Origin of the sequence: Variovorax sp. YR566, from assembly GCF_051992195.1 — a bacterium.
Classification (GTDB): Bacteria; Pseudomonadota; Gammaproteobacteria; order Burkholderiales; family Burkholderiaceae_C; genus Variovorax.
In genome coordinates, this window is the sequence record NZ_CP197092.1 from 3,670,160 (window position 1) to 3,691,578 (window position 21,419).

Consider the following 21,419-nt stretch of genomic DNA (forward strand, 5'->3'; position numbering starts at 1 on the left):
CGTCGCGCACGCTGTGTCGATTCTATGAAAACAGTCAACAAGTCCGTCCTCATCTGGTACAGCGCCGAAGAGATGTATGCGCTCGTCACCGATGTGGCGAGGTATCCGCAGTTTCTTCCCTGGTGCGACAAGGCCCGCATCATCGAGCAGGACGAGGCCGGCATGACGGCCGAAGTCGGCTTGGCCTTTGCCGGTTTGCACCAGAGCTTTACCACCCGCAACACCCATGTTCCGGGGCGCGAGGTGCAGCTGAAGCTGGTCGACGGGCCGTTCTCCAACCTCGACGGCAAGTGGAAGTTCGTGCCCGTGGGCGAGCAGGGCGAGCGCGCCTGCCGCGTCGAGCTGCACATGAGCTACGGCTTCAGCAATTTCGCCCTGCAGGCGCTGGTCGGACCGGTGTTCGACACCATCGCCTCCAGTCTTGTCGAAGCCTTCGTCAAGCGCGCCGAGCAGGTCTACGGCGCACCCTGATGACCATCGAGGTCACGCTGAGCTGCTCGCCCGCGGCACGCGAGGTGTTCGAGCAGGTGCTGCAGCTCTTGCCCGAGACAACACTGGCCGATGCGGTGCGGGCCAGCGATCTTTCGCTGCGTTTTCCGGACCTGGATTGGCGTCATGCGATGACGCCGGGCATCTGGGGCAGGGTGGTCGAGTGGGACCAGCCCCTGAAGGACGGCGACCGCATCGAGCTGTGCCGCCCTCTCGCGGTGGACCCCAAGGTGGCGCGCCGGGAGCGCTTCCAGCGCCAGGGATCGAAGGGAACCGGCTTGTTCGCGAATCGCCGCAAGGGCGGCAAGGCCGGCTACTGAACTCGAGCTATCGGGCTACTTGCAGTCGCTGTTGATGACCGTCTGAAGGCGCTTCTGCTCGGCGGCGCGTGCGGCGTCGTCCATGATCTCGCGCTCGCCCTGCGAATTGACCTTGGCAATGCGCATGCCGCTGTCGACGGTGGCCTTGCCCTGGCGTGCGAGAGCGCAGTTGTCGGCCTTGGCCTTTGCGACCTTGGCGGCTTCTGCGGCTTCCTTGGCCTTTGCTTCGGCCTCGGCCTTCTTGGTCTTTTCCTCGAGCTCCTTGTCGACACCAGTCGGCTTCGGCGTGCCCGCCGTCTTGGCCGGTGCAGTTGCCTCGGCCGGCGTACCTTCAGCGGGCGGCGCATCGACGTTGGGGTTCGCAGTGGAGCGCGCCGCTGGCGGCGGGCCCACGCGGCGCAGGATGTTCTTCTCGGGCACATCGGGCGGTGGCGCCTGATCGCTGAAGACCTTCTTGCCGTTCTTGTCGAGCCATTGCCATTGCGCGCTTGCCGAAAGCGGCAGCACAACGACACATCCCAGTACCAGCCAGTGCACGAATTTCATCCCCGAAGTTTAGCCGGGCCTTACTTTTTGCAACATCCCGCTTAGGTAGTTTTGCAACGCCCATGAAAAGCCCGGGCCGGCGAACAGGCCGGGCGCCTCGTTACAATCCGTCTTTTGGAGCTTCACCCATGCGCCTTCTCGGCAAAGCGCTCACCTTCGACGACGTGTTGTTGGTGCCAGCGTTCTCCCAGGTCCTGCCCAAGGACACCTCCCTCGCCACCAAACTCTCCCGCAACATCACGCTGAACCTGCCGCTCGTCTCGGCGGCCATGGACACCGTGACCGAAGCCCGCCTTGCGATCGCCATCGCGCAAGAGGGCGGCATCGGGATCGTGCACAAGAACCTCACCGCGCAACAGCAGGCCGCCGAAGTGGCCCGCGTGAAGCGCTACGAGTCGGGCGTTCTGCGCGACCCGGTGGTGATCACCCCGACGCACTCGGTGCGCCAGGTGATGGCGCTGTCAGACCAGCTCGGCATCTCGGGCTTCCCGGTGGTTGACGGCGGCAAGGTCGTTGGCATCGTGACGGGGCGCGACCTGCGCTTCGAGAATCGCTATGACGTGCCGGTCAGCGAAATCATGACCCAGCGCGAGAAGCTCATCACCGTGCCCGACGGCACCACGCTGGCCGAAGCCAAGGCATTGCTCAACAAGTACAAGCTCGAGCGGCTGCTCGTCATCAACGGTGACTGGGAGCTCAAGGGCCTCATCACCGTCAAGGACATCACCAAGCAGACCAGCTTCCCCAATGCAGCACGCGACGCCAACGGCCGCCTGCGCGTGGGCGCTGCGGTCGGCGTGGGCGACGGTACCGAAGAGCGCGTCGAAGCCCTGGTGAAGGCCGGCGTCGACGCCATCGTGGTCGACACCGCCCACGGCCATAGCTTTGGCGTGATCGAGCGCGTGCGCTGGGTCAAGAAAAACTACCCGCAGGTCGAAGTCATCGGCGGCAACATCGCCACCGGCGACGCCGCGCGCGCGCTGGCCGACGCCGGCGCCGACGCGGTCAAGGTCGGCATCGGCCCGGGCTCCATCTGCACCACCCGCATCGTGGCCGGCGTGGGCGTGCCGCAGATCATGGCGGTCGACAGCGTCGCCACCGCGCTGCAGGGCACGGGCATTCCGCTGATCTCCGATGGCGGTGTGCGCTACTCGGGCGACATCGCCAAGGCCATCGCGGCCGGCGCGAGCACCGTCATGATGGGCAGCATGTTCGCCGGCACCGAAGAGGCACCGGGCGAAATCGTTCTGTACCAGGGCCGCAGCTACAAGAGCTACCGCGGCATGGGCTCCATCGGCGCGATGCAGCAGGGCAGTGCCGACCGGTACTTCCAGGAATCGACCACCGGCAACCCCAACACCGACAAGCTGGTGCCCGAAGGCATCGAAGGCCGCGTCCCCTACAAGGGCTCGATCGTCTCCATCGTCTACCAGATGGCTGGCGGCGTGCGCGCCAGCATGGGCTACTGCGGCTGCGCGACCATCGAGGACATGCAGAACAAGGCCGAATTCGTCGAGATCACCACGGCCGGCATCCGTGAGAGCCACGTCCACGACGTGCAGATCACGAAGGAAGCGCCGAACTACCGCGCCGAGTAGTCTGGCCCCCACGCTCCCCCACTGCGTGTGGGTCGCTGCCCCCCGAGGGGGCCGCAGGCCGCCTTGGGGCGGCCCGGCGCCGGCCTGAAGCCCATTCTGGCCAGACCTTGAAAGTCAGGCCAGAATGGGTTTAGAATTTGGGCCAGATTCAAATTTTCTGGCCCAAATGCAATCCATCGGCATCGCTGAAGCCAAGAACAACTTCTCGGCCCTGATCGACTCGGTCGAAAAGGGCGAGGAGGTTCGCATCACCCGCCACGGCAAGGAAGTCGTGCGCATGCTGCCGGTGCGCCGCAAGCCGGTTATCACCGACGAGCAGATCGAGCGCGAACTCGGCCAGATCGACGCGCTGCACGCCACCATCCAACCCGGCCTGCCATTGCGCGCCTTGCTCGACGAAGGGCGCCAATCGTGACAGCCTTCGTCATGGACGCCTCCGTCACCGCCGCCTGGCTGCTGCCCGACATGGCCAGCGAACACACCCGCAAGCTCTACGCTGCCATCCGCCGCGACGAGGTCGAGCCGCAGGCGCCCAACGCCTGGCAGTGGGAGTGCGCCAACATTCTTGCCAATGGCGTACGCAGCGGCCGCATTCCGGCGTCCGCGGTCGAAGGGCTGTGGAGCGTGCTCGACGCCATCCGCCATCGCGTCGAGCTGCATGAACTCGCGCCGGCCCAGCACAAGGCTGTGCTCGCGGTCGCCATCGATGCCGGCGTCTCGCTCTACGACGCGGGCTACCTCTGGCTCGCAAAGTCGCTCAATCTCCCGCTCGCCACCTTCGACGAGCACCTCATCCAGGCGGCGCCGCAAGCGGGCGTCAAGCTGTTCGACATTTCAACGCTCTGAGTCCTTTCGCCATGCAACACGACAAGATCCTCATCCTCGACTTCGGCTCGCAAGTCACGCAGCTCATCGCACGCCGCGTGCGCGAGGCGCACGTGCTGAGCGAAGTGCACCCCTGCGACGTTACCGACGAATGGGTACGCGAATACGCCGCCGACGGCCACCTCAAGGGCGTGATCCTTTCCGGCAGCCACGCCAGCGTGTACGAAGAAACCACCGACAAGGCTCCGCAGGCCGTGTTCGACCTCGGCGTGCCCGTGCTCGGCATCTGCTACGGCATGCAGACCATGGCGCACCAGCTCGGCGGCAAGGTCGAGGGCGGCCACAAGCGCGAGTTCGGCTTCGCGGCCGTGCGCGCCCATGGCCACACCGCGCTGCTGAAGGACATTGCCGACTTCACCACGCCTGAAGGCCACGGCATGCTCAACGTGTGGATGAGCCACGGCGACAAGGTCACCGAACTGCCACCGGGCTTCAAGCTCATGGCAAGCACCGACAGCTGCCCCATCGCCGGCATGGCCGACGAGGCGCGCCGCTACTACGCGCTGCAGTTCCACCCCGAAGTGACGCACACCGTGCAGGGCAAGGCGATCATCGAGCGCTTCGTGCTCGGCATCTGCGACGCCAAGCCCGACTGGGTCATGCGCGACCACATCGCCGAAGCCGTCGAGAAAATCCGCGAGCAGGTGGGCGACGAGGAAGTGATCCTCGGCCTCTCGGGCGGTGTGGATTCGAGCGTGGCAGCCGCGCTCATCCACCGCGCCATCGGCGACCAGTTGACCTGCGTGTTCGTCGACCACGGCCTGTTGCGCCTGAACGAGGGCGACATGGTCATGGAGATGTTCGAAGGCAAGCTGCACGCGAAGGTGATCCGCGTCGATGCCAGCGACCTGTTCCTCGGCAAGCTCGCAGGCGTGAGCGACCCTGAAGCCAAGCGCAAGATCATCGGCGGCGAGTTCGTCACCGTGTTCAAGCAGGAGGCCGCCAAGCTCAAGGCGGGCGACGGTGGCCACAAGGGTGCGACCTTCCTGGCGCAGGGCACTATCTATCCCGACGTCATCGAGTCGGGCGGCGCCAAGAGCAAGAAGGCCGTCACCATCAAGAGCCACCACAACGTGGGCGGCCTGCCCGAGCAGCTTGGCCTGAAGCTGCTCGAACCGCTGCGCGACCTGTTCAAGGACGAAGTGCGCGAACTGGGCGTGGCACTCGGCCTGCCGCCCGAGATGGTGTATCGCCATCCGTTCCCCGGCCCGGGCCTGGGCGTGCGCATCCTCGGTGAAGTGAAGAAGGAATACGCCGACCTGCTGCGCCGCGCCGACGCGATCTTCATCGAGGAGCTGCGCAACTTCACCGACGCCGAAACGGGCAAGACCTGGTACGACCTCACGAGCCAGGCCTTTACCGTGTTCCTGCCCGTGAAGAGCGTGGGCGTGATGGGCGACGGCCGCACCTACGACTACGTGGTGGCGCTGCGCGCCGTGCAGACCAGCGACTTCATGACGGCCGACTGGGCCGAGCTGCCGTACGCGCTGCTCAAGAAGGTGTCGGGGCGCATCATCAATGAAGTGCGGGGCATCAATCGTGTGACCTACGACGTGTCGAGCAAGCCGCCGGCGACGATCGAGTGGGAATGATTTGCCGCATTTCGCGGACATGCGTCTGCCATAGGTAGGCCGGGCTTCCGGCCTACCACTTCGGTCAGAAGCTCGCCTTCAGACCCACCGTCAGCATCCCGCCCTTGGCCTGCTTCGACAGCTTGCCGAAGTAGTCGTAGTCCGCGGTGATGGCAAGGTTCTGCGTCACGCGGTACTCCGCGCCGAAGCCTGCCATTACGCCGGTCGAACTGCCCGAGATGCGCTGGTTGACCGGCACCCAGTTGTTGTCGCCGGAAATGCGTCCACGCGAAACACCGAGGCGGCCGTTGATGGCGAAGGAATCGCCCAGCGGCAGGCGCGCGGTGGCGGCTGCGTAGAAGACCTGGCCCGTGCCGCTTTGCAGGCGGGAGTAGGCGCCGCCCGAGCTCCACTGGCTTACGCGGCCGAGGCGCGCATAGCCGGCTTCCACACCGAAGTTTTCCGTCAGCCTGTAGCCGCCGTAGAGCTTGTAGGCCGTGCCGGCCTTGCTGCTCTTCTCGCCGCCCCATGGCACGGGCACGCGGTTGGACGACGGCAGGCTGTAGCTCGAGCGGCCGATGGCGCCGCCTACATAGAGTCCGGTATCTGCGTTCGGAGCGGCGGCGTGCGCGCCGATGGCAGTGGTGCCGAGCAAAAGTGCGGCGAGGGCAGAGCAGGCAAGCGAATGCTTCAAGATGAAATTCCTGGTTGGAGCTGTTGAGATTTGTGCGACGCGTGACCGGCTGTTTGACCCTGTCACCGGCGTGCGACGATTCTCAAATTCCAATCTGAAGAAGAGCTTTATGCTTGCTGAAGGGCTCATGAAGCGCACTCTCGATGCGCGATGATCGGAGCAATGCCAGAACAGCTTTTTCTTCCCGGAATCGATCCCCCGCCGCGGCCCCTGCCGCGTCCACGAAGCAAGGTGCTCCGCAAGGAACCACTGCCGCACGCACTCTTTTTCGCACTGCTCCCCGACATGCAAGACGCCGCGATGATCGCCGCGCTCGGCGAGCGCATGAATTCGCAACACGCCCTGAAGGGAACGCTGGTCGAGGCGCATCGCCTGCATGTCACGCTGTTCGATCTCGGCGACTACGTGCAGGTGCCGGCCGACAAGGTGGCGCAGGCTTCGAATGCTGCTGCCTCGGTGCCTGTGCCGGCATTCGATGTCGCTTTCGAGAAATCCATGAGCTACGCGAAAGGCGCGCTGGTGCTGTGCGCCGACGATGAGGAGAACGTCTCGGCCCTGCGGATTTTCAGGCAGCGTTTGGGCGAGGCACTGGCCGATGCCGGCCTGAAACCCTCGCGCTCATTCACGCCGCACATGACCGTCGCCTACGCGCGGCGCAAGCTCGAGAAGCACGCGCTCGAAGCGCCAGTCCGGTGGACTGCCGGGTCGCTCGTTCTGATCGACAGTCACGTCGGCGAAGGCGCGCACGAGGTGCTGGGCCGGTGGCCTGACAACACTGCGGTCGCCTGAGGCGAGCGTGCGGGGTCTCCCTGCCAGTCGCAATCAATCGCCGTCCGCGAAGTTGTCGAACAGCAGCCCGCGCAGCCATTGGTTGCCCGGGTCGCGATGCGCCTTCGCGTGCCAGAACAGATTGATCGCAATCTGCGGCAGTGCCACCGGGTGAGGGCGCCACACCAGCCCGAAAGGCTCGGCGATGCTCTGCGCGAGCCGCTCGGGCACGGTCGCGATCATGTCGCTGGAGCGCAGGATGTGACCGATGGCCACGAAGTGCGGCACCTTGAGCTTGATACGCCGGTGAATGCCCTGAGCCGCCATCACGTCGTCGGCCTTGCCATGACCCGTGCCGGCCGCCTGCACCTGCACGTGGTCGGCCGCGCTGAAATCCTTGAGCGACACGCTGCGCTTGCGTGCGAGCGGATGCTCCTTTGAAAAGATGCACACATAGCGCTGCAGGAACAGCCGGCGCTGGAACACGCCGGCTTTCAGCTGCGGCAGCAGGCCGATGGCGATGTCGACGTGGCCGGCTTCCAGCTCGTCGCGCAGGCTGGCCGCGGTGTTGTTGCGCACCGTACTGATGGTCACGCCGGGCGCCGCCACCGACAGCGCCTCCATCAGCCGCGGCGTGAAGTAGATCTCGCCGATGTCGGTCATCGCGAGCGTGAAGCCGCGCGTGCTCGTGGCGGGGTCGAACACCACTTGCTGGTTGAGCGCCGTGTGCAGCGCGCCCATCGCGTAGGCCACCGGTTCGGCCAGCTGCAGCGCGAAGGGCGTGGGCTCCATGCCGCGCGCGGTGCGCAGGAACAGTTCGTCGCCCAGCAGCTTGCGCAGCCGCGCCAGCGCATTGCTGATGGCCGGCTGCGAGAGTCCGAGTGACTCGGCCACGGCCGATACGCGTTTCTCGGCCAGCATGCGGTCGAACACGAGCAGCAGGTTGAGGTCGATGTCCTTGAGTTGCATGGCGCACCTTTATTCATCGTGGTGATGCAGAGGATTCACCAAATTCTATTGGTCAATCGGCAGCGGCCGCGCATCATCCAGCCCCAGAGACAAGCCGGCCATGACGCCGGCGCAAGAGAACCCCACGATGGACCTGCATATTCACCCCCTTGCCCGCACCCTCGAAGTTCGCCCCGGCGCGAACCTGCTCGAAGTGCTGCGCGAGCATCATGTGCCGGTGTCGTACAGCTGCATGTCGGGGCGCTGCGGCACCTGCCGCTGCAAGGTGGTGTCGGGCCAGGTGCTCGACGCTGGCCAGGACGCGATCCGGCCCGACGGGCAAGGCGAGCGCTACGTACTGGCCTGCCAGAGCACGCTGACCGAAAGCTGCGCCATCGAGATCCCGGAGCCCGACGAAGTGGTGGTGCACCCGGCGCGCATCCTCAAGTCCACTGTCACCGGTATCGACGTGCTTACGCACGACATCCGGCGCTTGCGCCTGAAGCCGAACAAGCCGCTGGAGTTTTCTCCTGGGCAGTATGCGCAGCTGCAATTCGCGCCCGACCTGGCGCGGCCGTATTCGATGGCGGGGCTGAGCCACGACTCGGAGCTTGAATTCCACGTGCGCAGGGTGCCCGGCGGGCGAGTCACGGCGCACATCTTCGAGCAACTGTGCGTAGGCGATTCGGTGCGGGTGAGCGGGCCGCTGGGCACGGCCTACCTGCGCACGAAGCATCGAGGGCCGATGCTCTGCGCAGCGGGTGGCACGGGGCTGGCGCCCATCCTGTCGATCGTGCGGGGCGCCATCGCGGCGGGGCTCAAGCAGGCCATTCACCTCTACCTGGGCATGCGCTCCGATGCCGACGTCTACGGCCTGCAGGAACTGCGCGAGCTGCAGGCGCAGCACCCTGGCCTGAACGTGCATGTGGTCGTCGTCACCGGCCCCGCGCTCGACGGCCAGCGCATCGGCCTTATCACCGACGCCATTCGCGCCGACTGGCCCGGCAGCCTCGATGGCTGGCGCGCCTACCTCTGCGGCTCGCCGCCGATGGTCGAGGCCGTGACGCAACTGGTGCGCGGACGCGGCCTTGCCCCCGAGCAAACCCATGCCGATGCCTTCTACCTGCAAGGCACCTGAAGCAAAGACCCACGAGAAAAGAAAAGGAGACCCGCGATGACCACGCAAGCCGTGTTCCCCATCGAGCTGAAATGGGAAAGCGAAAAGAGCAGCCGCATTCCCTTCATGGCCTATACCGACGAGGCGCTGCACAAGAAGGAGCTGCAGCGCTTTTTCTATGAAAAGCACTGGTGCTACGTCGGCCTGGAAGCCGAGATTCCGAACCCGGGCGACTTCAAGCGCACCACCATCGGCGAGCGCTCGGTCGTCATGTCGCGCGACGAAGAGGGCGCCATCCACGTCTTCGAGAACGTCTGCGCCCACCGCGGCATGCAGTTCTGCCGCGAGCGCCAGGGCAACCGCAAGGAGTTCGTCTGCCCCTACCACCAGTGGAACTACACGCTCAAGGGCGATCTTCAGGGCGTGCCGTTTCGCCGCGGCGTGAAGCAGGACGGCAAGGTCAACGGAGGCATGCCAGCCGACTTCAAGACCGAGGAGCACGGCCTCACCAAGCTCAAGGTGGCCACGCGCGGCGGCGTGGTGTTCGCGTCGTTCGACCATGAAATCGAGTCGTTCGAAGACTTCCTCGGCCCCGACATCCTTCATTACTTCGACCGCCTGTTCGACGGCCGCAAGCTCACCATCCTCGGCTACAACCGCCAGCGCATTCCGGGCAACTGGAAGCTCATGCAGGAGAACATCAAGGACCCGTATCACCCGGGCCTGCTGCACACCTGGTTCGTCACTTTCGGGCTTTGGCGCGCAGACAACAAGTCGGAGCTGAAGATGGACGCTCGCGGCCGCCACGCCGCCATGATTTCCACGCGCGGCAACGCCGGCAAGGCTGCGCAGGTCACGCAGGTGTCGAGCTTCAAGGAGAGCATGCAGCTGAAGGACCCGCGCTTTCTCGACATCGTGCCCGAGCCCTGGTGGGGCGGGCCGACCGCGGTGATGATGACGCTGTTTCCGAGCCTGATCCTGCAGCAGCAGGTCAACAGCGTGTCGACGCGGCATATCCAGCCGGTGGGGCACGATGCCTTCGATTTCGTCTGGACGCACTTCGGCTTCGAGGACGACACCGAGGAGATGACGCAGCGACGCCTGCGCCAGGCCAATCTGTTCGGGCCGGCCGGCTTCGTCTCGGCCGACGACGGCGAGGTCATCGAGTTCTCGCAGGAAGGCTTCGAGCAGAAGCCCTTCCACCGCACGCTCGCCGAGCTCGGCGGACGCGAGGTCGAGAACACCGACCACATGGTGACCGAGACGCTGATCCGCGGCATGTATCGCTACTGGCGCGAGGTGATGGAAGCATGACGAACCTCGACGCCAACACTTATCTCGATCTGTCGCGGCTCTACGCGGCCTACGCGCATGCCGTCGATTCCGGCAACTGGGACCTGTGGCCTGCGTTCTTCATCGAGCAATGCAGCTACCGCCTGCAGCCGCGCGAGAACCACGAGCGCAACCTGCCGCTGGCCACGCTCTCCTTCGAGAGCCGCGGCATGCTGGAAGACCGGGTCTACGGCATCAAGGAGACGCTGTTCCACGACCCGTACTACCAGCGCCACGTCGTCGGACTGCCGCTGGTGCACAAGGTCGATGACAACGGCACGATTCACAGCGAGGCCAACTATGCGGTGTTCCGCACCAAGCTTGACCAGGCCTCGACCGTGTTCAACGTGGGGCGCTACCTCGACACCGTGGTGCCCACGCCCGAGGGCCTGAAGTTCGCCACGCGCCTGTGCGTGTTCGACAGCGAAATGATCCCGAACTCCATCATCTACCCCATCTGAAAGCAACCATGAGCACGATGACCTGGGTCGACGCCGCGGCAGTCGACGACGTTCCCTCCGACGACGTGGTGGGTATCGAGGTGCAGGGGAGGGACATCGCCCTCTACGGCACCGAGGACGGCATTCACGCCACCGACAACATCTGCACGCACGGCCACGCGCGGCTGTGCGACGGCTTTCTCGAAGGCCACGAGATCGAATGCCCGCTGCACCAGGGGCGCTTCGACGTGCGCACGGGCAAGGCGATGTGCGCGCCGCTCACGGAAGACCTGCGCAGCTACCCGGTGAAGATCGAAGGCGGGCGGGTGTTTCTCGCGTTCGAGGGCTGATCTGTTCTGCCTCTTGTCCGCACCGTCTGTATCTGTTCTGCCGCGAAAGGGCTGGCGACAATGACGCTCCCCTTCACGGAACAGCCATGACAGCAGAAAAGACCCGGGACCAGATCGCCGACCAGATTGCCGCCGAGCTCGGCCACAGCTTCGACGGCGAGATCATCGCCGGCGGCCACTACGTGCCGCTGGTGCGCGACGGCCGCACGATCTACCTCAGCGGCCAGGTGCCGCGCGTGGGCACCACGGTGGTGGTTACCGGCCGCGTCGGTGACGCGGTGTCGCTCGACAAGGCCCGCGAAGGCGCGCAGATCAGCACACTGCGCAGCCTCGCGCTGCTGCGGCGTGCGCTCGGTTCTCTCGATGCCGTCGAGAAGGTCTTGCGCGTCGGCGTATTCGTGCAGTGCACAGCCGACTTCACCCAGCAGAGCGAAGTGGCCGATGCCGCATCCGACCTGCTGCACCGCGTGTTTGGCGATGCCGGCGTGCATGTGCGCACGGCGGTCGGTGTCTATGCGCTGCCGAAGAATGCGACCGTCGAGGTCGAGATGACGGTCGCTGCCAAGCAGAACATCGGCTAACGCGACGTCAGGCCGGTGAGGTCGCGCGCCAGTTGGGCGATGGTCAGCGGTGCGCAGCCTTCGGCGTTGTTGCTCACGGTGACGAAGGCGTTCTGGCCTGCACGGGTGGTGCCCGCAATCACCTTGGCCAGTGCCTCGCGCGTCTCGGGATCGGGGTCGACGATCTTGTCGAAAGGGCCGTAGAGCTTTTCCGCGTCTTCATAGCCGAAGCGGCCGTGGCGCCTGTGCAGGTTCCAACGGCACACCAGCGGCCCGGGCCAGAGCGCGCGCAGCATCGGCAATTGCTCTTCGATGGGAGGCATCTTGGCGTGCAGGCCCATGCAGAAGGTGGCGTGCACGCTGCGCAACATTTCGGCGAAGGCGGGGTTCAGCAGTTGCGGGTCGCGCACCTCGACGGCTACTACCGCGTCGGGCGCGACCGATGTGAGGTCGGGCAGCGATTCGAGCATTGCCGCGATGCGCGCGAGCAGCGCGGGCTGGTCGGCGAGGATGTGCCCGGGAATCGGGCTCAGCTGGAACACCAGCACGCCGATGCGATGGCCCAGGCCTTCGAGCGCGGGCAGCACGAATTCCTGCCGCGCGATCTCGCTGCTGAGGAAGACGGGGTTGGCCTGCATGCCGCGTCCGCTTTCATCGCGCACGGTGGCATCGGTGACAAGGCTCGGCGCTTTCACCACGAAGCGGAAGTCGTCGGGCACCATGGCCGCGTAACGTGCGTACTGGCTGGCTGTGAGGGCGCGGTAAAAGTTGCGGTCCAGGCTCACTGTGCGGAACAACGGGTGCTTCGCCAGTGCGGAGAGGCCGTTTTTCGACAGCACGGTCTCGGCGTATTCGCCGTCCCACACCAGGTTGGCCCAACCCGGATAGCTCCACGACGAGGTGCCTAGCCGCAGCTTGGGCGGCAGTGCCGCGGCGAGCTCGACCAGCTCCGGGTCGGTGGGCGCGGGCTCGACCGTGCCGGTGCGCGATTTCTTTTTCGCGGGTGGCTCGGGGGCGGGGGCCGCAGCCGCCTCTTGAGGGCGCGGCAGTTCGGGGAAAAGGGAGTCCTGTACTTCAGCCATGTCTGGGCTCGCATTCTGGGCCAACATCGAACACGCCTGCCGCGCCGGGCACAATCCGCGCCATGAAACAGTGGTTGCGGACGCAGGGTGGTTGGTGGCTGGCATGGCTGGCGCTCACCGCCGTGGGCGCGGTGTGGATCGCGCGCGCAGAGCTCGCGCAGATGCACCAGGACTTCGAGACTGACGTGCGCATCGCGCACCGGCTCATGAGCCAGCAGATGGTGCAGTACGACGCGGTGCTGGCCACGCTTGCGCTGCTGGAGCCAAGCACCGGCGCGGACCATCCGGAGCAGCGCCTGCCCTCGGTGTACTCGTCGATCCTGCGCGTGCAGCGGCGCGACCGCGACGAGCCCTGGTCAGACGGCGCGCAGGCCGCTGCACTGGCCGCGGCGGAGGCGCGCTCGCGCAGCCAGCAGCGCGCAGAGTTGGCGGTTCTCGACCTGGTCCACGGCCGCTACGTGCTGGTGATCGGCGCCACGCCGTTCAGCTATGCGCTCGACATCGACCTGGCCGGCTCCGTGCCGTGGCGCGACTGGCCTATGAACCCGCAGCGCAGCCCGGTGCGGCTGAGCCTGCAGCGCGACGGTCAGCAACTGGTGCTGCAACCGGGCGTGCCGGCCGCGAACGGCTGGCGCTTCGACCTGACAAAGCCACTGGCGTCGCCGAGCCAGCCGTTCGACCTCGTTGCCGAGCGGCAGGTGGGCTGGGGAGAACTGCCGTGGCGTGGCATCGCCGGCTGGGCCGTGGCGATTGCGGTGTTGCTGGCGGGCCTGTGGGCCGCGCAGCGCCAGCGCGTTGCGCGGCGGCGGGCCGAAGAACTGCTGCGGCTTGGACAGGTCGCGCGGCTCAATGCGCTGGGCGAGTTGTCGGCCGGCCTGGCGCACGAACTCAACCAGCCGCTCACGGCTGTGCTGGCCAACGCGCAGGCTGCGCGCCGCCTGCTCGACGACGACCCTCCCGACCTGGCCACGGCACGCGATGCGATGGGGCAGGCCGTGGAGCAGGCTCGCCGCGCGGCCGGTGTGGTGGGGCGCCTTCGCCGCGTCATCGAGCGGCCCGAGGCGGGTGGCGAAGAAGCGAAGCCGCTGGTGCTGCAGGAGGTAGTGCGCAGCGCCATGCACCTGCTGGTGCCGGAGTTCACCAAACACGCGATCAACGCGCAGTTCGATGCCACTGCGCAGGCGCCGGTGCGCGTACAGGCCGAGGCGGTGGCGCTCGAACAGATCGTGCACAACCTGCTGATGAACGCGCTGCAGGCGCTCGACCTTGTGCCGGCGGCAGAGCGGCGCCTCGTCGTATCCGTCGGCCGCAATGGGCAGGAGGGCGTGCTGACCGTGACCGACAACGGACGCGGCATCGCCCCCGAAGCTCTGCCGCGCCTCTTCGAACCTTTCTTCAGCACACGCGAAGGCGGGCTGGGCCTCGGCCTGAGCCTCAGCGAAACGCTGGCCAGCGGCATGGGCGGCAGCCTGAGCGCGGCCAACGCCTCGCCGCGCGGCGCGCGCTTCACCTTGCTGCTTCCGCTTGTTGCGCCGTCTCAATGAACATACCGAGCACCCATCAGCCGCAATCCCCGCTGGTCCACCTGATCGACGACGACCAGGCGGTGCGTGACAGCCTGTCGCTGCTGATCGGCACGGTCGGCCTGCGCGTGCAGGCCTGGGCCGATCCGCAGGTCTTCATCGACGGCTTTGATCGCGCAAGCGTGGGCGCCATCGTGCTCGACGTGCGTATGCCCGGTATCAGCGGTCTTACGGTGCTCGACCGGCTGGTGGCGCAGGGCGTCGACCAGCCCGTGATCATGCTCACGGGCCACGGCACGGTCGAGATGTGCCGCCGTGCCTTCAAGGCCGGGGCAGCCGAGTTCCTCGAAAAACCTGTGGACGACGAGCAACTGCTCGAGGCGCTGCAGCAGGCGGTGCGGCAGCACGTGCGCTCGCGCCAACGCTCGCAGGCCGACAACGCGGCGCGTGAGCGGGTGGCGCAACTGTCGGAGCGCGAGCGCGAGGTGCTGGCCTTCATCGTGCAGGGGCTCACCAACAAGGAGATTGCGCGCACGCTGACGCTGTCGCCGCGCACGGTCGAGACGCACCGCGCCAACCTGTTCGCCAAGCTCGACTGCGATTCGCTCGCTCAGCTGATCCGGCGCTATGCCGTGCTGGTGGACTGCGCTCCGTAGTTCTACGGAGCGCCGGGCGTAGCCGTACGAATGGCTACGGCGGCGCATGTTTTCTACAGTGGCGCAGCTGTCGGCAACAGCCGGCGCAACCACCCGTTTCACTGGAGAAAACGAACAATGCAATCCATCCTTCGCCTCGGCGGCCTCGCCGTTCTGCTCGCCGCTTCCGTCGCCCAGGCCCAGACGCCCGCACCTGCGGTGCGCACTGAAAAGAACATGTCGCTCGTGCTGGCCAACCAGATCGCGGCCGAGGCCGTGGCGGCCTGCGCTGCCAACGGCTACAACGTGGCGGCCACAGTGGTCGACCGCGCCGGGACCGTGCGTGCTGTGCAGCGCGCCGACAACGCCGGCCCGCACACGCTGGCATCGAGCGAGCGCAAGGCCTGGACTTCGGCTTCGGCCAAGAGCCCGACGCAGGCCATGATGGAAGGCGCGCAGAAGAACCCGGCCGCCGCCAACCTGGTGTACCTGCCGGGCTTCCTGGTGTTGGGTGGCGGTGTGCCGATCAAGTCGGGTAATGAAGTGATCGGCGCGGTCGGCGTGGGCGGCGCGCCCGGCGGCCACCTCGACGAGCAGTGCGCCAACGCGGCGCTCGAGAAGGTCAAGGGCCTGCTCTGATGACGGCACGCGGTATCTGGTCGGGGGTGCTGGCGGCTGCGCTCGGGTTGGGCGTGACGGTAGGCGCGCTCGCCCAGGTGCCGCCGCTGGCGGCCGAGGTGCTGGCCTACGAAGGGCTGCACCAGGCTGCGTGGCATGGCGACCTGCCGAAGCTGAAGGCGCTGATCGCCTCGGGCGCCAATCTCGATGTGCGCGACACGCGCGGTCGCACGCCGCTGCATGTCGCCACGCATGCGCGCCAGCGCGAGGCGATCAAGCTGCTGGCCAAGGCCGGCGCCAACCTCGACCTGCTCGAAGACGACCGCTACGACGCGGTCACCATCGCCTCCGTGGCCGACGATGCGGCAACGCTCTCGCTGCTGCTGTCGCTCGGTGCCAAGGCCGGGCAGACGACGAGCCGCTACGACGGCACCGCGCTGATCGCGGCCGCGCACCTCGGGCACGACGAAGTGGTGCGCAGGCTGATCGCCGCCGGCGCGCCGCTCGACCACGTCAACAACCTGCACTGGACGGCAGTGATCGAATCCATCGTGCTCGGCGATGGCGGCCCGCGCCATCAGCGCACGCTTGCCGCGCTGGTCGATGCTGGCGCCAATCTCAAGCTGGCCGACCGCCAGGGCAACACGCCGCTGCAGCTGGCGAAGGCGCGTGGCTACATCGCCATGGTGAAACTGCTGGAAGCTCCGCGCGCAAGATAGGCGGCTCGGGGACAATGGCGTTTCTCCACGAGGAAACCGTCCCATGTACATGCCCCCGCAGTTCAATGCCAAGGACCCGGCCATCGCGCTGGAACTGATGCGCTCGCACCCGTTCGCGAGCCTGATCTCGAACGACGACGACGGGCTGCCGTACGTCACGCACCTGCCGCTGGTGGCCGAGCAGAAAAAGGGCGATGAGCTTGTGCTGTGGGGCCATTGCGCCAAGCCCAATCCGCACCGGCGTTACTTGCAGGCGCGGCCCAAGGCGGCAGTGACCTTTCTCGGTCCGCACTCGTACCTTTCGCCCTCGGTCTACCCCGACCTGGCCCGCGTGCCGACGTGGAACTACCTGGCCGTGCACTGCACCGTCGAGGCCCGGCTGATCGAGGAGCCGTCCGACAAGGACACACTGCTCAAGAAGCTCATCGGCGAACACGAGCCCGCTTACGCGCAGCAATGGCGCGACCTGGGCGAGGAATTCCAGCTCAAGATGCTGGCCGGCATCGTCGGCTTCGAGCTGCGCGTGACGGCGCTGCAATGCAAGATCAAACTCAACCAGCACCGCCGCGAGTCGCATGCGGCAATGCATGCGGTCTACAGCGCAGGCACGCCGGACGAGCAGGCGCTTGCCGTGTGGATGGATCGCCTCGGCATGAACGCCGCGGCAACCGTGGCGGAAGGACGCTGAGATGCGCGCGTTCGGGCTGATCGGCCTTGTGCTGGCGCTGGTGATCGTCGGGCTGGTCGCGAAGAAGCAGATGACGAGCATGGCTTCTTCCACGCGGCCGGCCGTGCCCGGCGTTGCCGCGCCGGCCGCCGGCGAAGCGCCTGCGAATGCGCGCGATCAGGCGCAGCAGGTGCAACAGCAAGTCAAGGAAGCGCTCGACGCGGCGGCGAAGGCGCGGCAGATGCCGGATGACAACTGAGGCCCTTCCAACGCTGGCGGCGAAAGACGAGCACTGGATGGCGCTCGCGCTCGCCCAGGCGCGGCTTGCCGCCGAGGCGGGCGAGGTGCCCGTCGGCGCGGTGCTGGTCAAGGATGGCCAGCTGATCGCGACGGGCCGCAACACGCCGGTCGCGCAGCACGACCCGAGCGCGCATGCCGAGATCAACGCGCTGCGCGCTGGCGCCGCTGCGCTTGGCAACTACAGGCTCGACGGCTGCGAGCTGTTCGTCACGCTCGAGCCTTGCGCGATGTGTTCGGGTGCCATGCTGCATTCGCGCCTGGCGCGCGTCGTGTATGGCGCGGCCGATCCGAAGACCGGCGCGGCCGGCTCGGTGCTCGATCTCTTCGCCGAGCCGCGGCTGAACCATCACACGCAGGTGCAGGGCGGCGTGCTGGCGCAGGAATGCGCTGCAGTGCTGCAGGCCTTCTTCCAGCAACGCCGAAGCGCCGCGCGCGCACAGGCCGAGCCCTTGCGCGACGATGCGCTGCGCACGCCAGCGGAACGCTTCGACGCATTGGCCGGCTACAGCTTCGCACCGCAGTACGTGCAGGACCTGCCGAGCCAGCAGGGCTGGCGCATGCACTACATCGATGAAGGTGGCGACGCCGCCTGCTGCCTGTGCTTGCACGGCCCCGGCGAATGGGGCTACTTCTTCCGGCATCTCGTGGGCCTGCCCGGGTTGCGCACGCTCGTGCCCGACCTGATCGGCTTCGGCAAGAGCGACAAGCCAAAGCGCGAAGCACCGCATCGCCTCGAATGGCACCGCGATGTGCTGCTCGAATGGCTGGCCCGCGTGCAGCCCGCACCGGCGACCATGGTGCTCGCGCACAGCGCGGCCGCCGCCGACCTGGCCGCGCTGCTGATGGCCGCGGCACCTGAACGCTTCGCGGCGGCGCTCGCCGTACCCGAGGGCGATGAGCACACCGAAGACGCATGGCGCGCACCTTTCCCCGACCGTGGCTACGAAGCCGCGCTGCGCGCGCTCGGCCCCATCGCCACATCGTCGGGACCAACGCTGGTGCAAGCCCGAACGTTCGTGCCGCAGGCGCGAAACGCAATGGGATACTCGAACACGTGACCAAACACATCTACATCTATTCCCCCTCCAGCGCGGTGCGCGACAAGGCCGCCTTCCGGCGCGGCGTGAAGCGGCTCAAGGCACTGGGCCATGAAGTCGAAGTCGACGATGCGGCACTCTCGGTGCATCAACGCTTTGCGGGTGACGACGCCACGAGGCTCGCCGCGATTTCACGCGCGGCCGCGAGTGGCGCCGACGTGGCGCTCATTTCACGCGGTGGCTACGGCCTCACGCGCATCCTCGACGCCATTCCGTACAAGGCCGTGGCCAAGGCGATCGACAAGGGCACCGAGTTCGTCGGCTGCAGCGACTTCACCGCACTGCAGAACGCACTGCTGGTCAAGACCGGCGCCGTGACCTGGTCGGGCCCTGCGGTCGGCGAAGACTTCGGTGCAGAGGCCGGCGCTGACGACATCATGGAAGCCTGCTTCGACGACCTCGTTACGGGGCAGGGCGAAGGCACCGGCTGGCGCATGCCGGCGCGCGATGCGGACCTGAAGTTCAAGCCCGTGCAAGACGCGGTGCTGTGGGGCGGCAACCTTTGCGTGCTGGCCAGCCTGATCGGCACGCCGTACTTTCCCGTGGTGGACAAGGGCGTGCTCTTCATCGAGGACATCAACGAGCACCCGTACCGTATCGAACGCATGCTCGACCAGTTGAAGATGGCCGGTGTGCTGGCGCGCCAGCGCGCCATCGTGTTCGGGCAATTCACGGGCATTCGCAAGGCGCCGGGCTACGACCGGGGCTTTGGCCTGAACACGGTGATCGACCGGCTGCGCGCATCGCTCAAGGTGCCTGTGCTGGCGGGACTGCCGTTCGGCCATGTGCCCACGAAGGTGCTACTGCCCGTGGGTGCGAAGGTGTCGATGGCGGCGGAGGGGCGCGATGTATTTCTCGTCTGGGGTCATCGTCACACGCCAGCGCATGACGATCATCACGGCCATGACCATCATCACGGCCACTGACCCGGCCATGGGGGGAAGAAAGCGGGAAAAGAAATCGGCCCCGAAGGGCCGTCGCAACTTCAACCGTTGTTGTTGGTAAAGCGCTGATGCGCGCGAGGCCCCATCGAGCCGGGCAATCCGCCCTTGAACATGCTGTTGATGGTTTTCATCTGGCGGCGTGCGGCGGTTTCGCCGTCGATGGCGCTCAACGCCATCATCACGTCCTGCCGCAGGTACCAGAGGGCTTCGACGTCGGCCGCAAAGCGCACGCGCTGGCTCACGCGCTGCACCGAGTGGCCGCCATGGCCCTGGAGCACCGACAGCATCGCCGTGCGAATGCGCCCCAGCTGACTTTCCGTCGCCTGGCGGGATCCGAAGCCGGGTACGTTCAGCAGACGAAGAATGCGGCGGAAGAGCATGGGGACGAAAAGCGTATTGCCGGAAGCCAGAACGGCCGCTACCTTAAGCCTCAGTTAACCATTTCACAAGATCTGAAACGGTGTTTCTTGTTTGTAAACAACACGCTTTACTTAGCGTATTTAACAGACGTTGTATTTTGTAATCCAAAGTACTACAAATTGAGGAATGCCCCTCTTGCATCTGCTCCGTTGCCCGCGGCGTATACCTATATGGTCAACACGATAGGTGCGAAGACCGTTTCTCCCGTGCGTAAATGAACGTATGCCCTGAGCATTTACAACCTGCGATAGAAATCGAGAATCACAACAGTATGGGTGTCAATTCCACAGTCGTATTCGCGGACTTGACGGGGAGCACCAGGGTCTTCGAGGCCATGGGGAATGCTCGAGCCACCGAGACCGTGACGCGGCTGACGCAATGGATCGGCGGCGTGTGCCAGGCGCACGGCGGACGGGTGGTGAAGTCGCTCGGAGACGGTGTGTTCGCCATCTTCACCAGCGGCGCCGCCGCCACGCACGCGGTCGTCGAGCTGCAGCGCTATCACCAGAAGCGCCTGCTCGCATGGCCGGCGCCGTTGCGCATGGCGCTGCAGATCGGCGTGGCCAGCGGCGAGGTGGTCGAGGTCGAGGGCGATTGCTACGGCGACGCCGTCAACCTGGCCTCGCGCCTGAGCGACCTGGCCGGCCCCGGCCAGATCTGGGTGACCGACGCCGTCATTTCCCAATTGCGCGAAGGCGCGGTGCAGCACCGCGACCTGGGCCTCATCAACATCCGGGGTCGAAGCGAGATGTCGGTCGTGCACCGGATCGACTGGCAGGAAGAGGTGACGAGCTTCCTCACCGTGCCTGCCGCGCTCGCCCCGCTGCGCATGCCGGATTCTTCCTTCGGCCAGATCGAACTGGCCTGGCTCGACGTGCGGTCGATGTTCCGCACCGAAGAGCTCCCGATTCACCTGGGTCGCGTCGACGACGCGCAGTTCGTGGTCAACGACCCCCGCGTCTCGCGGCTGCATGCACGCATCGAGTTGCGGCAGGGCAGTTGCGTGCTGATCGACGTCAGCACCTATGGCACCTGGGTGCGCTTCCACGGCAACGGCGGGCCGAGCACCGAGATTGCCCTGCGGCGCGAAGAGTGCGTGCTGCACGGCCGCGGTGAAATCGGCCTGGGCGCGCCGCTCAGCGACTTCAGCGCGCCGACCATCGCCTTCAACACGAACAGCGGCGACGTGATGTTGTCGCGTCGCGAAATCGCGGGTTGAGCGTTGGTTGCAACGCACCGCGCGGCAGTGACGTTTGGCAACCAGCCGTCGCGGTGACGGGTGCACCACGGGTACACGTCGGGCGTTGCGTATCAACCTGGGCGCTGTCCGCCCTTGGCCTTGGAGCCTCAGTGAACTTCAAACATCAATCTTCTGTTTTCAAGTGGGCCGCAATCGGTGCCGTCGTTGCCGGTGCATTGCTGGCGGCGGGTGCCGCCAACGCGCGCGGAAGCTGGTCGGTGCAGATCGGCACGCCCGGCTATGTCGCCGGCGGCTACCCGGCGCCTTACTACGCACCCCCGCCGGTCTATCCGTATCCGGCCCCCATCTATTACGAGCCACCTCCGCCGGTCTACTACCGGCCGCCGCCACCGGTGTACTACCGCCCGGCGCCCATCTACAGCCCGCCACCCGGCCGCATCTACTACGGCCCCGGCTATCCGTATCGTCCACCGAACGGCTGGGACGACGAGCGCGACTGACGACTGGCACTGTCACCTGAATGTTTGCTGAAACATTGGCATGCGTGCTGGCATGCCAATTTTGTTTCAAGGGATGACTAAAAAGTCACATTGGC

28 protein-coding genes are annotated in these 21,419 nt (G+C 66.3%); 23 read left to right on the plus strand and 5 right to left on the minus strand.

Annotated elements, in window-relative coordinates; all coding sequences use genetic code 11:
- Window positions 1-24 precede the first annotated feature (24 nt).
- Window positions 25-471, plus strand: coding sequence for a type II toxin-antitoxin system RatA family toxin (locus tag ACTG4X_RS17170; RefSeq protein WP_093054780.1), 447 nt, complete (start codon window positions 25-27; stop codon window positions 469-471).
- Window positions 471-809 (plus strand): RnfH family protein, encoded by a 339-nt coding sequence (locus ACTG4X_RS17175; RefSeq protein WP_440531428.1) that lies wholly within the window; start codon window positions 471-473, stop codon window positions 807-809. Before ACTG4X_RS17170 ends, ACTG4X_RS17175 begins: the two co-directional genes overlap by 1 nt.
- A 15-nt stretch (window positions 810-824) precedes the next feature.
- On the opposite strand, the gene ACTG4X_RS17180 is transcribed toward ACTG4X_RS17175, so the two are convergent.
- The gene (locus tag ACTG4X_RS17180; protein WP_440531429.1) at window positions 825-1,355 is read right to left on the minus strand and encodes a DUF4124 domain-containing protein; all 531 of its coding nucleotides are present in this window, start codon (window positions 1,353-1,355) and stop codon (window positions 825-827) included.
- 128 nt (window positions 1,356-1,483) lie between these two features.
- Here ACTG4X_RS17180 and guaB point away from each other — a divergent pair, with 128 nt between their 5' ends.
- The 4 genes from guaB (at window position 1,484) to guaA (ending at window position 5,430) form a co-directional block, all read left to right on the plus strand.
- Complete coding sequence (gene guaB / locus ACTG4X_RS17185) at window positions 1,484-2,953, plus strand: IMP dehydrogenase (protein WP_093054786.1); 1,470 nt, start codon at window positions 1,484-1,486, stop codon at window positions 2,951-2,953.
- A 166-nt stretch (window positions 2,954-3,119) separates the two neighbouring features.
- The gene (locus ACTG4X_RS17190; RefSeq protein ID WP_093054788.1) at window positions 3,120-3,368 is read left to right on the plus strand and encodes a type II toxin-antitoxin system Phd/YefM family antitoxin; all 249 of its coding nucleotides are present in this window, start codon (window positions 3,120-3,122) and stop codon (window positions 3,366-3,368) included.
- Between the two features lie 11 nt (window positions 3,369-3,379).
- Window positions 3,380-3,799, plus strand: coding sequence for a type II toxin-antitoxin system VapC family toxin (locus ACTG4X_RS17195; protein WP_093054789.1), 420 nt, complete (start codon window positions 3,380-3,382; stop codon window positions 3,797-3,799).
- Between the two features lie 11 nt (window positions 3,800-3,810).
- A complete protein-coding gene (gene guaA / locus ACTG4X_RS17200) occupies window positions 3,811-5,430 on the plus strand; it encodes a glutamine-hydrolyzing GMP synthase (protein ID WP_440531430.1) in 1,620 nt (539 codons plus the stop codon).
- 64 nt (window positions 5,431-5,494) lie between these two features.
- Here guaA and ACTG4X_RS17205 read toward each other — a convergent pair whose 3' ends face one another.
- Window positions 5,495-6,103 carry a porin family protein gene (locus ACTG4X_RS17205; protein WP_176928782.1) on the minus strand — a complete coding sequence of 203 codons (609 nt, stop codon included), beginning with the start codon at window positions 6,101-6,103 and terminating at the stop codon, window positions 5,495-5,497.
- A 1-nt stretch (window position 6,104) separates the two neighbouring features.
- On the opposite strand from ACTG4X_RS17205, the gene ACTG4X_RS17210 reads away from it, so the two are divergent.
- Together ACTG4X_RS17210 and ACTG4X_RS17215 are read left to right on the plus strand one after the other, a co-directional pair.
- Window positions 6,105-6,257: a hypothetical protein gene (locus ACTG4X_RS17210; protein WP_440531431.1), complete on the plus strand. Its 153-nt coding sequence runs from the start codon at window positions 6,105-6,107 to the stop codon at window positions 6,255-6,257.
- An 8-nt stretch (window positions 6,258-6,265) separates the two neighbouring features.
- A complete protein-coding gene (locus tag ACTG4X_RS17215) occupies window positions 6,266-6,892 on the plus strand; it encodes a 2'-5' RNA ligase family protein (protein WP_440531432.1) in 627 nt (208 codons plus the stop codon).
- 33 nt (window positions 6,893-6,925) lie between these two features.
- Here ACTG4X_RS17215 and ACTG4X_RS17220 read toward each other — a convergent pair whose 3' ends face one another.
- Entirely contained in the window at window positions 6,926-7,840 is a 915-nt protein-coding gene (locus tag ACTG4X_RS17220; RefSeq protein ID WP_093054799.1) for a LysR family transcriptional regulator, read from the minus strand.
- Between the two features lie 127 nt (window positions 7,841-7,967).
- Here ACTG4X_RS17220 and ACTG4X_RS17225 point away from each other — a divergent pair, with 127 nt between their 5' ends.
- The 5 genes from ACTG4X_RS17225 to ACTG4X_RS17245 all read left to right on the plus strand — a co-directional run bounded on the left by ACTG4X_RS17225 (window position 7,968) and on the right by ACTG4X_RS17245 (window position 11,639).
- A complete protein-coding gene (locus ACTG4X_RS17225) occupies window positions 7,968-8,957 on the plus strand; it encodes a 2Fe-2S iron-sulfur cluster-binding protein (RefSeq protein WP_440534398.1) in 990 nt (329 codons plus the stop codon).
- A gap of 36 nt (window positions 8,958-8,993) precedes the next feature.
- Entirely contained in the window at window positions 8,994-10,250 is a 1,257-nt protein-coding gene (locus ACTG4X_RS17230) for an aromatic ring-hydroxylating dioxygenase subunit alpha (RefSeq protein ID WP_440531433.1), read from the plus strand.
- Window positions 10,247-10,729: an aromatic-ring-hydroxylating dioxygenase subunit beta gene (locus ACTG4X_RS17235; protein WP_093054805.1), complete on the plus strand. Its 483-nt coding sequence runs from the start codon at window positions 10,247-10,249 to the stop codon at window positions 10,727-10,729. The genes ACTG4X_RS17230 and ACTG4X_RS17235 overlap by 4 nt, the downstream gene beginning before the upstream one ends.
- 8 nt (window positions 10,730-10,737) lie before the next feature.
- The gene (locus tag ACTG4X_RS17240; RefSeq protein ID WP_093074550.1) at window positions 10,738-11,058 is read left to right on the plus strand and encodes a non-heme iron oxygenase ferredoxin subunit; all 321 of its coding nucleotides are present in this window, start codon (window positions 10,738-10,740) and stop codon (window positions 11,056-11,058) included.
- An 86-nt stretch (window positions 11,059-11,144) separates the two neighbouring features.
- Complete coding sequence (locus tag ACTG4X_RS17245; RefSeq protein WP_093074548.1) at window positions 11,145-11,639, plus strand: RidA family protein; 495 nt, start codon at window positions 11,145-11,147, stop codon at window positions 11,637-11,639.
- On the opposite strand, the gene ACTG4X_RS17250 is transcribed toward ACTG4X_RS17245, so the two are convergent.
- The gene (locus ACTG4X_RS17250) at window positions 11,636-12,700 is read right to left on the minus strand and encodes a DUF72 domain-containing protein (RefSeq protein ID WP_440531434.1); all 1,065 of its coding nucleotides are present in this window, start codon (window positions 12,698-12,700) and stop codon (window positions 11,636-11,638) included. The genes ACTG4X_RS17245 and ACTG4X_RS17250 overlap by 4 nt on opposite strands.
- Window positions 12,701-12,762: 62 nt before the next feature.
- Between ACTG4X_RS17250 and ACTG4X_RS17255 the strand changes: the two genes are divergently transcribed.
- The 8 genes from ACTG4X_RS17255 (at window position 12,763) to ACTG4X_RS17290 (ending at window position 19,185) form a co-directional block, all read left to right on the plus strand.
- Window positions 12,763-14,244 (plus strand): sensor histidine kinase, encoded by a 1,482-nt coding sequence (locus ACTG4X_RS17255; RefSeq protein ID WP_440531435.1) that lies wholly within the window; start codon window positions 12,763-12,765, stop codon window positions 14,242-14,244.
- Entirely contained in the window at window positions 14,241-14,879 is a 639-nt protein-coding gene (locus ACTG4X_RS17260; RefSeq protein WP_440531436.1) for a response regulator transcription factor, read from the plus strand. The genes ACTG4X_RS17255 and ACTG4X_RS17260 overlap by 4 nt, the downstream gene beginning before the upstream one ends.
- Before the next feature lie 117 nt (window positions 14,880-14,996).
- Entirely contained in the window at window positions 14,997-15,497 is a 501-nt protein-coding gene (locus tag ACTG4X_RS17265) for a GlcG/HbpS family heme-binding protein (protein WP_093054817.1), read from the plus strand.
- Window positions 15,497-16,195 carry an ankyrin repeat domain-containing protein gene (locus tag ACTG4X_RS17270; protein ID WP_440531437.1) on the plus strand — a complete coding sequence of 233 codons (699 nt, stop codon included), beginning with the start codon at window positions 15,497-15,499 and terminating at the stop codon, window positions 16,193-16,195. Before ACTG4X_RS17265 ends, ACTG4X_RS17270 begins: the two co-directional genes overlap by 1 nt.
- A 43-nt stretch (window positions 16,196-16,238) precedes the next feature.
- A complete protein-coding gene (locus ACTG4X_RS17275) occupies window positions 16,239-16,883 on the plus strand; it encodes an FMN-binding negative transcriptional regulator (protein ID WP_440531438.1) in 645 nt (214 codons plus the stop codon).
- Between the two features lies 1 nt (window position 16,884).
- Window positions 16,885-17,121, plus strand: a complete 237-nt coding sequence (locus tag ACTG4X_RS17280; protein WP_093173828.1) for a hypothetical protein — start codon at window positions 16,885-16,887, stop codon at window positions 17,119-17,121.
- Window positions 17,111-18,220: a tRNA adenosine(34) deaminase TadA gene (tadA, locus tag ACTG4X_RS17285; protein WP_440531439.1), complete on the plus strand. Its 1,110-nt coding sequence runs from the start codon at window positions 17,111-17,113 to the stop codon at window positions 18,218-18,220. Before ACTG4X_RS17280 ends, tadA begins: the two co-directional genes overlap by 11 nt.
- Entirely contained in the window at window positions 18,217-19,185 is a 969-nt protein-coding gene (locus ACTG4X_RS17290; protein WP_093054827.1) for an LD-carboxypeptidase, read from the plus strand. Before tadA ends, ACTG4X_RS17290 begins: the two co-directional genes overlap by 4 nt.
- Window positions 19,186-19,244: 59 nt before the next feature.
- Here ACTG4X_RS17290 and ACTG4X_RS17295 read toward each other — a convergent pair whose 3' ends face one another.
- Window positions 19,245-19,583, minus strand: a complete 339-nt coding sequence (locus ACTG4X_RS17295) for a hypothetical protein (protein WP_093054829.1) — start codon at window positions 19,581-19,583, stop codon at window positions 19,245-19,247.
- Window positions 19,584-19,894: 311 nt separating this feature from the next.
- Here ACTG4X_RS17295 and ACTG4X_RS17300 point away from each other — a divergent pair, with 311 nt between their 5' ends.
- Window positions 19,895-20,842 (plus strand): adenylate/guanylate cyclase domain-containing protein, encoded by a 948-nt coding sequence (locus ACTG4X_RS17300; RefSeq protein ID WP_093054831.1) that lies wholly within the window; start codon window positions 19,895-19,897, stop codon window positions 20,840-20,842.
- 131 nt (window positions 20,843-20,973) lie between these two features.
- On the plus strand, window positions 20,974-21,324 hold the full coding sequence (locus ACTG4X_RS17305; protein ID WP_093054833.1) for a hypothetical protein: 351 nt from the start codon (window positions 20,974-20,976) through the stop codon (window positions 21,322-21,324).
- The last annotated feature ends 95 nt before the right edge of the window (window positions 21,325-21,419 follow it).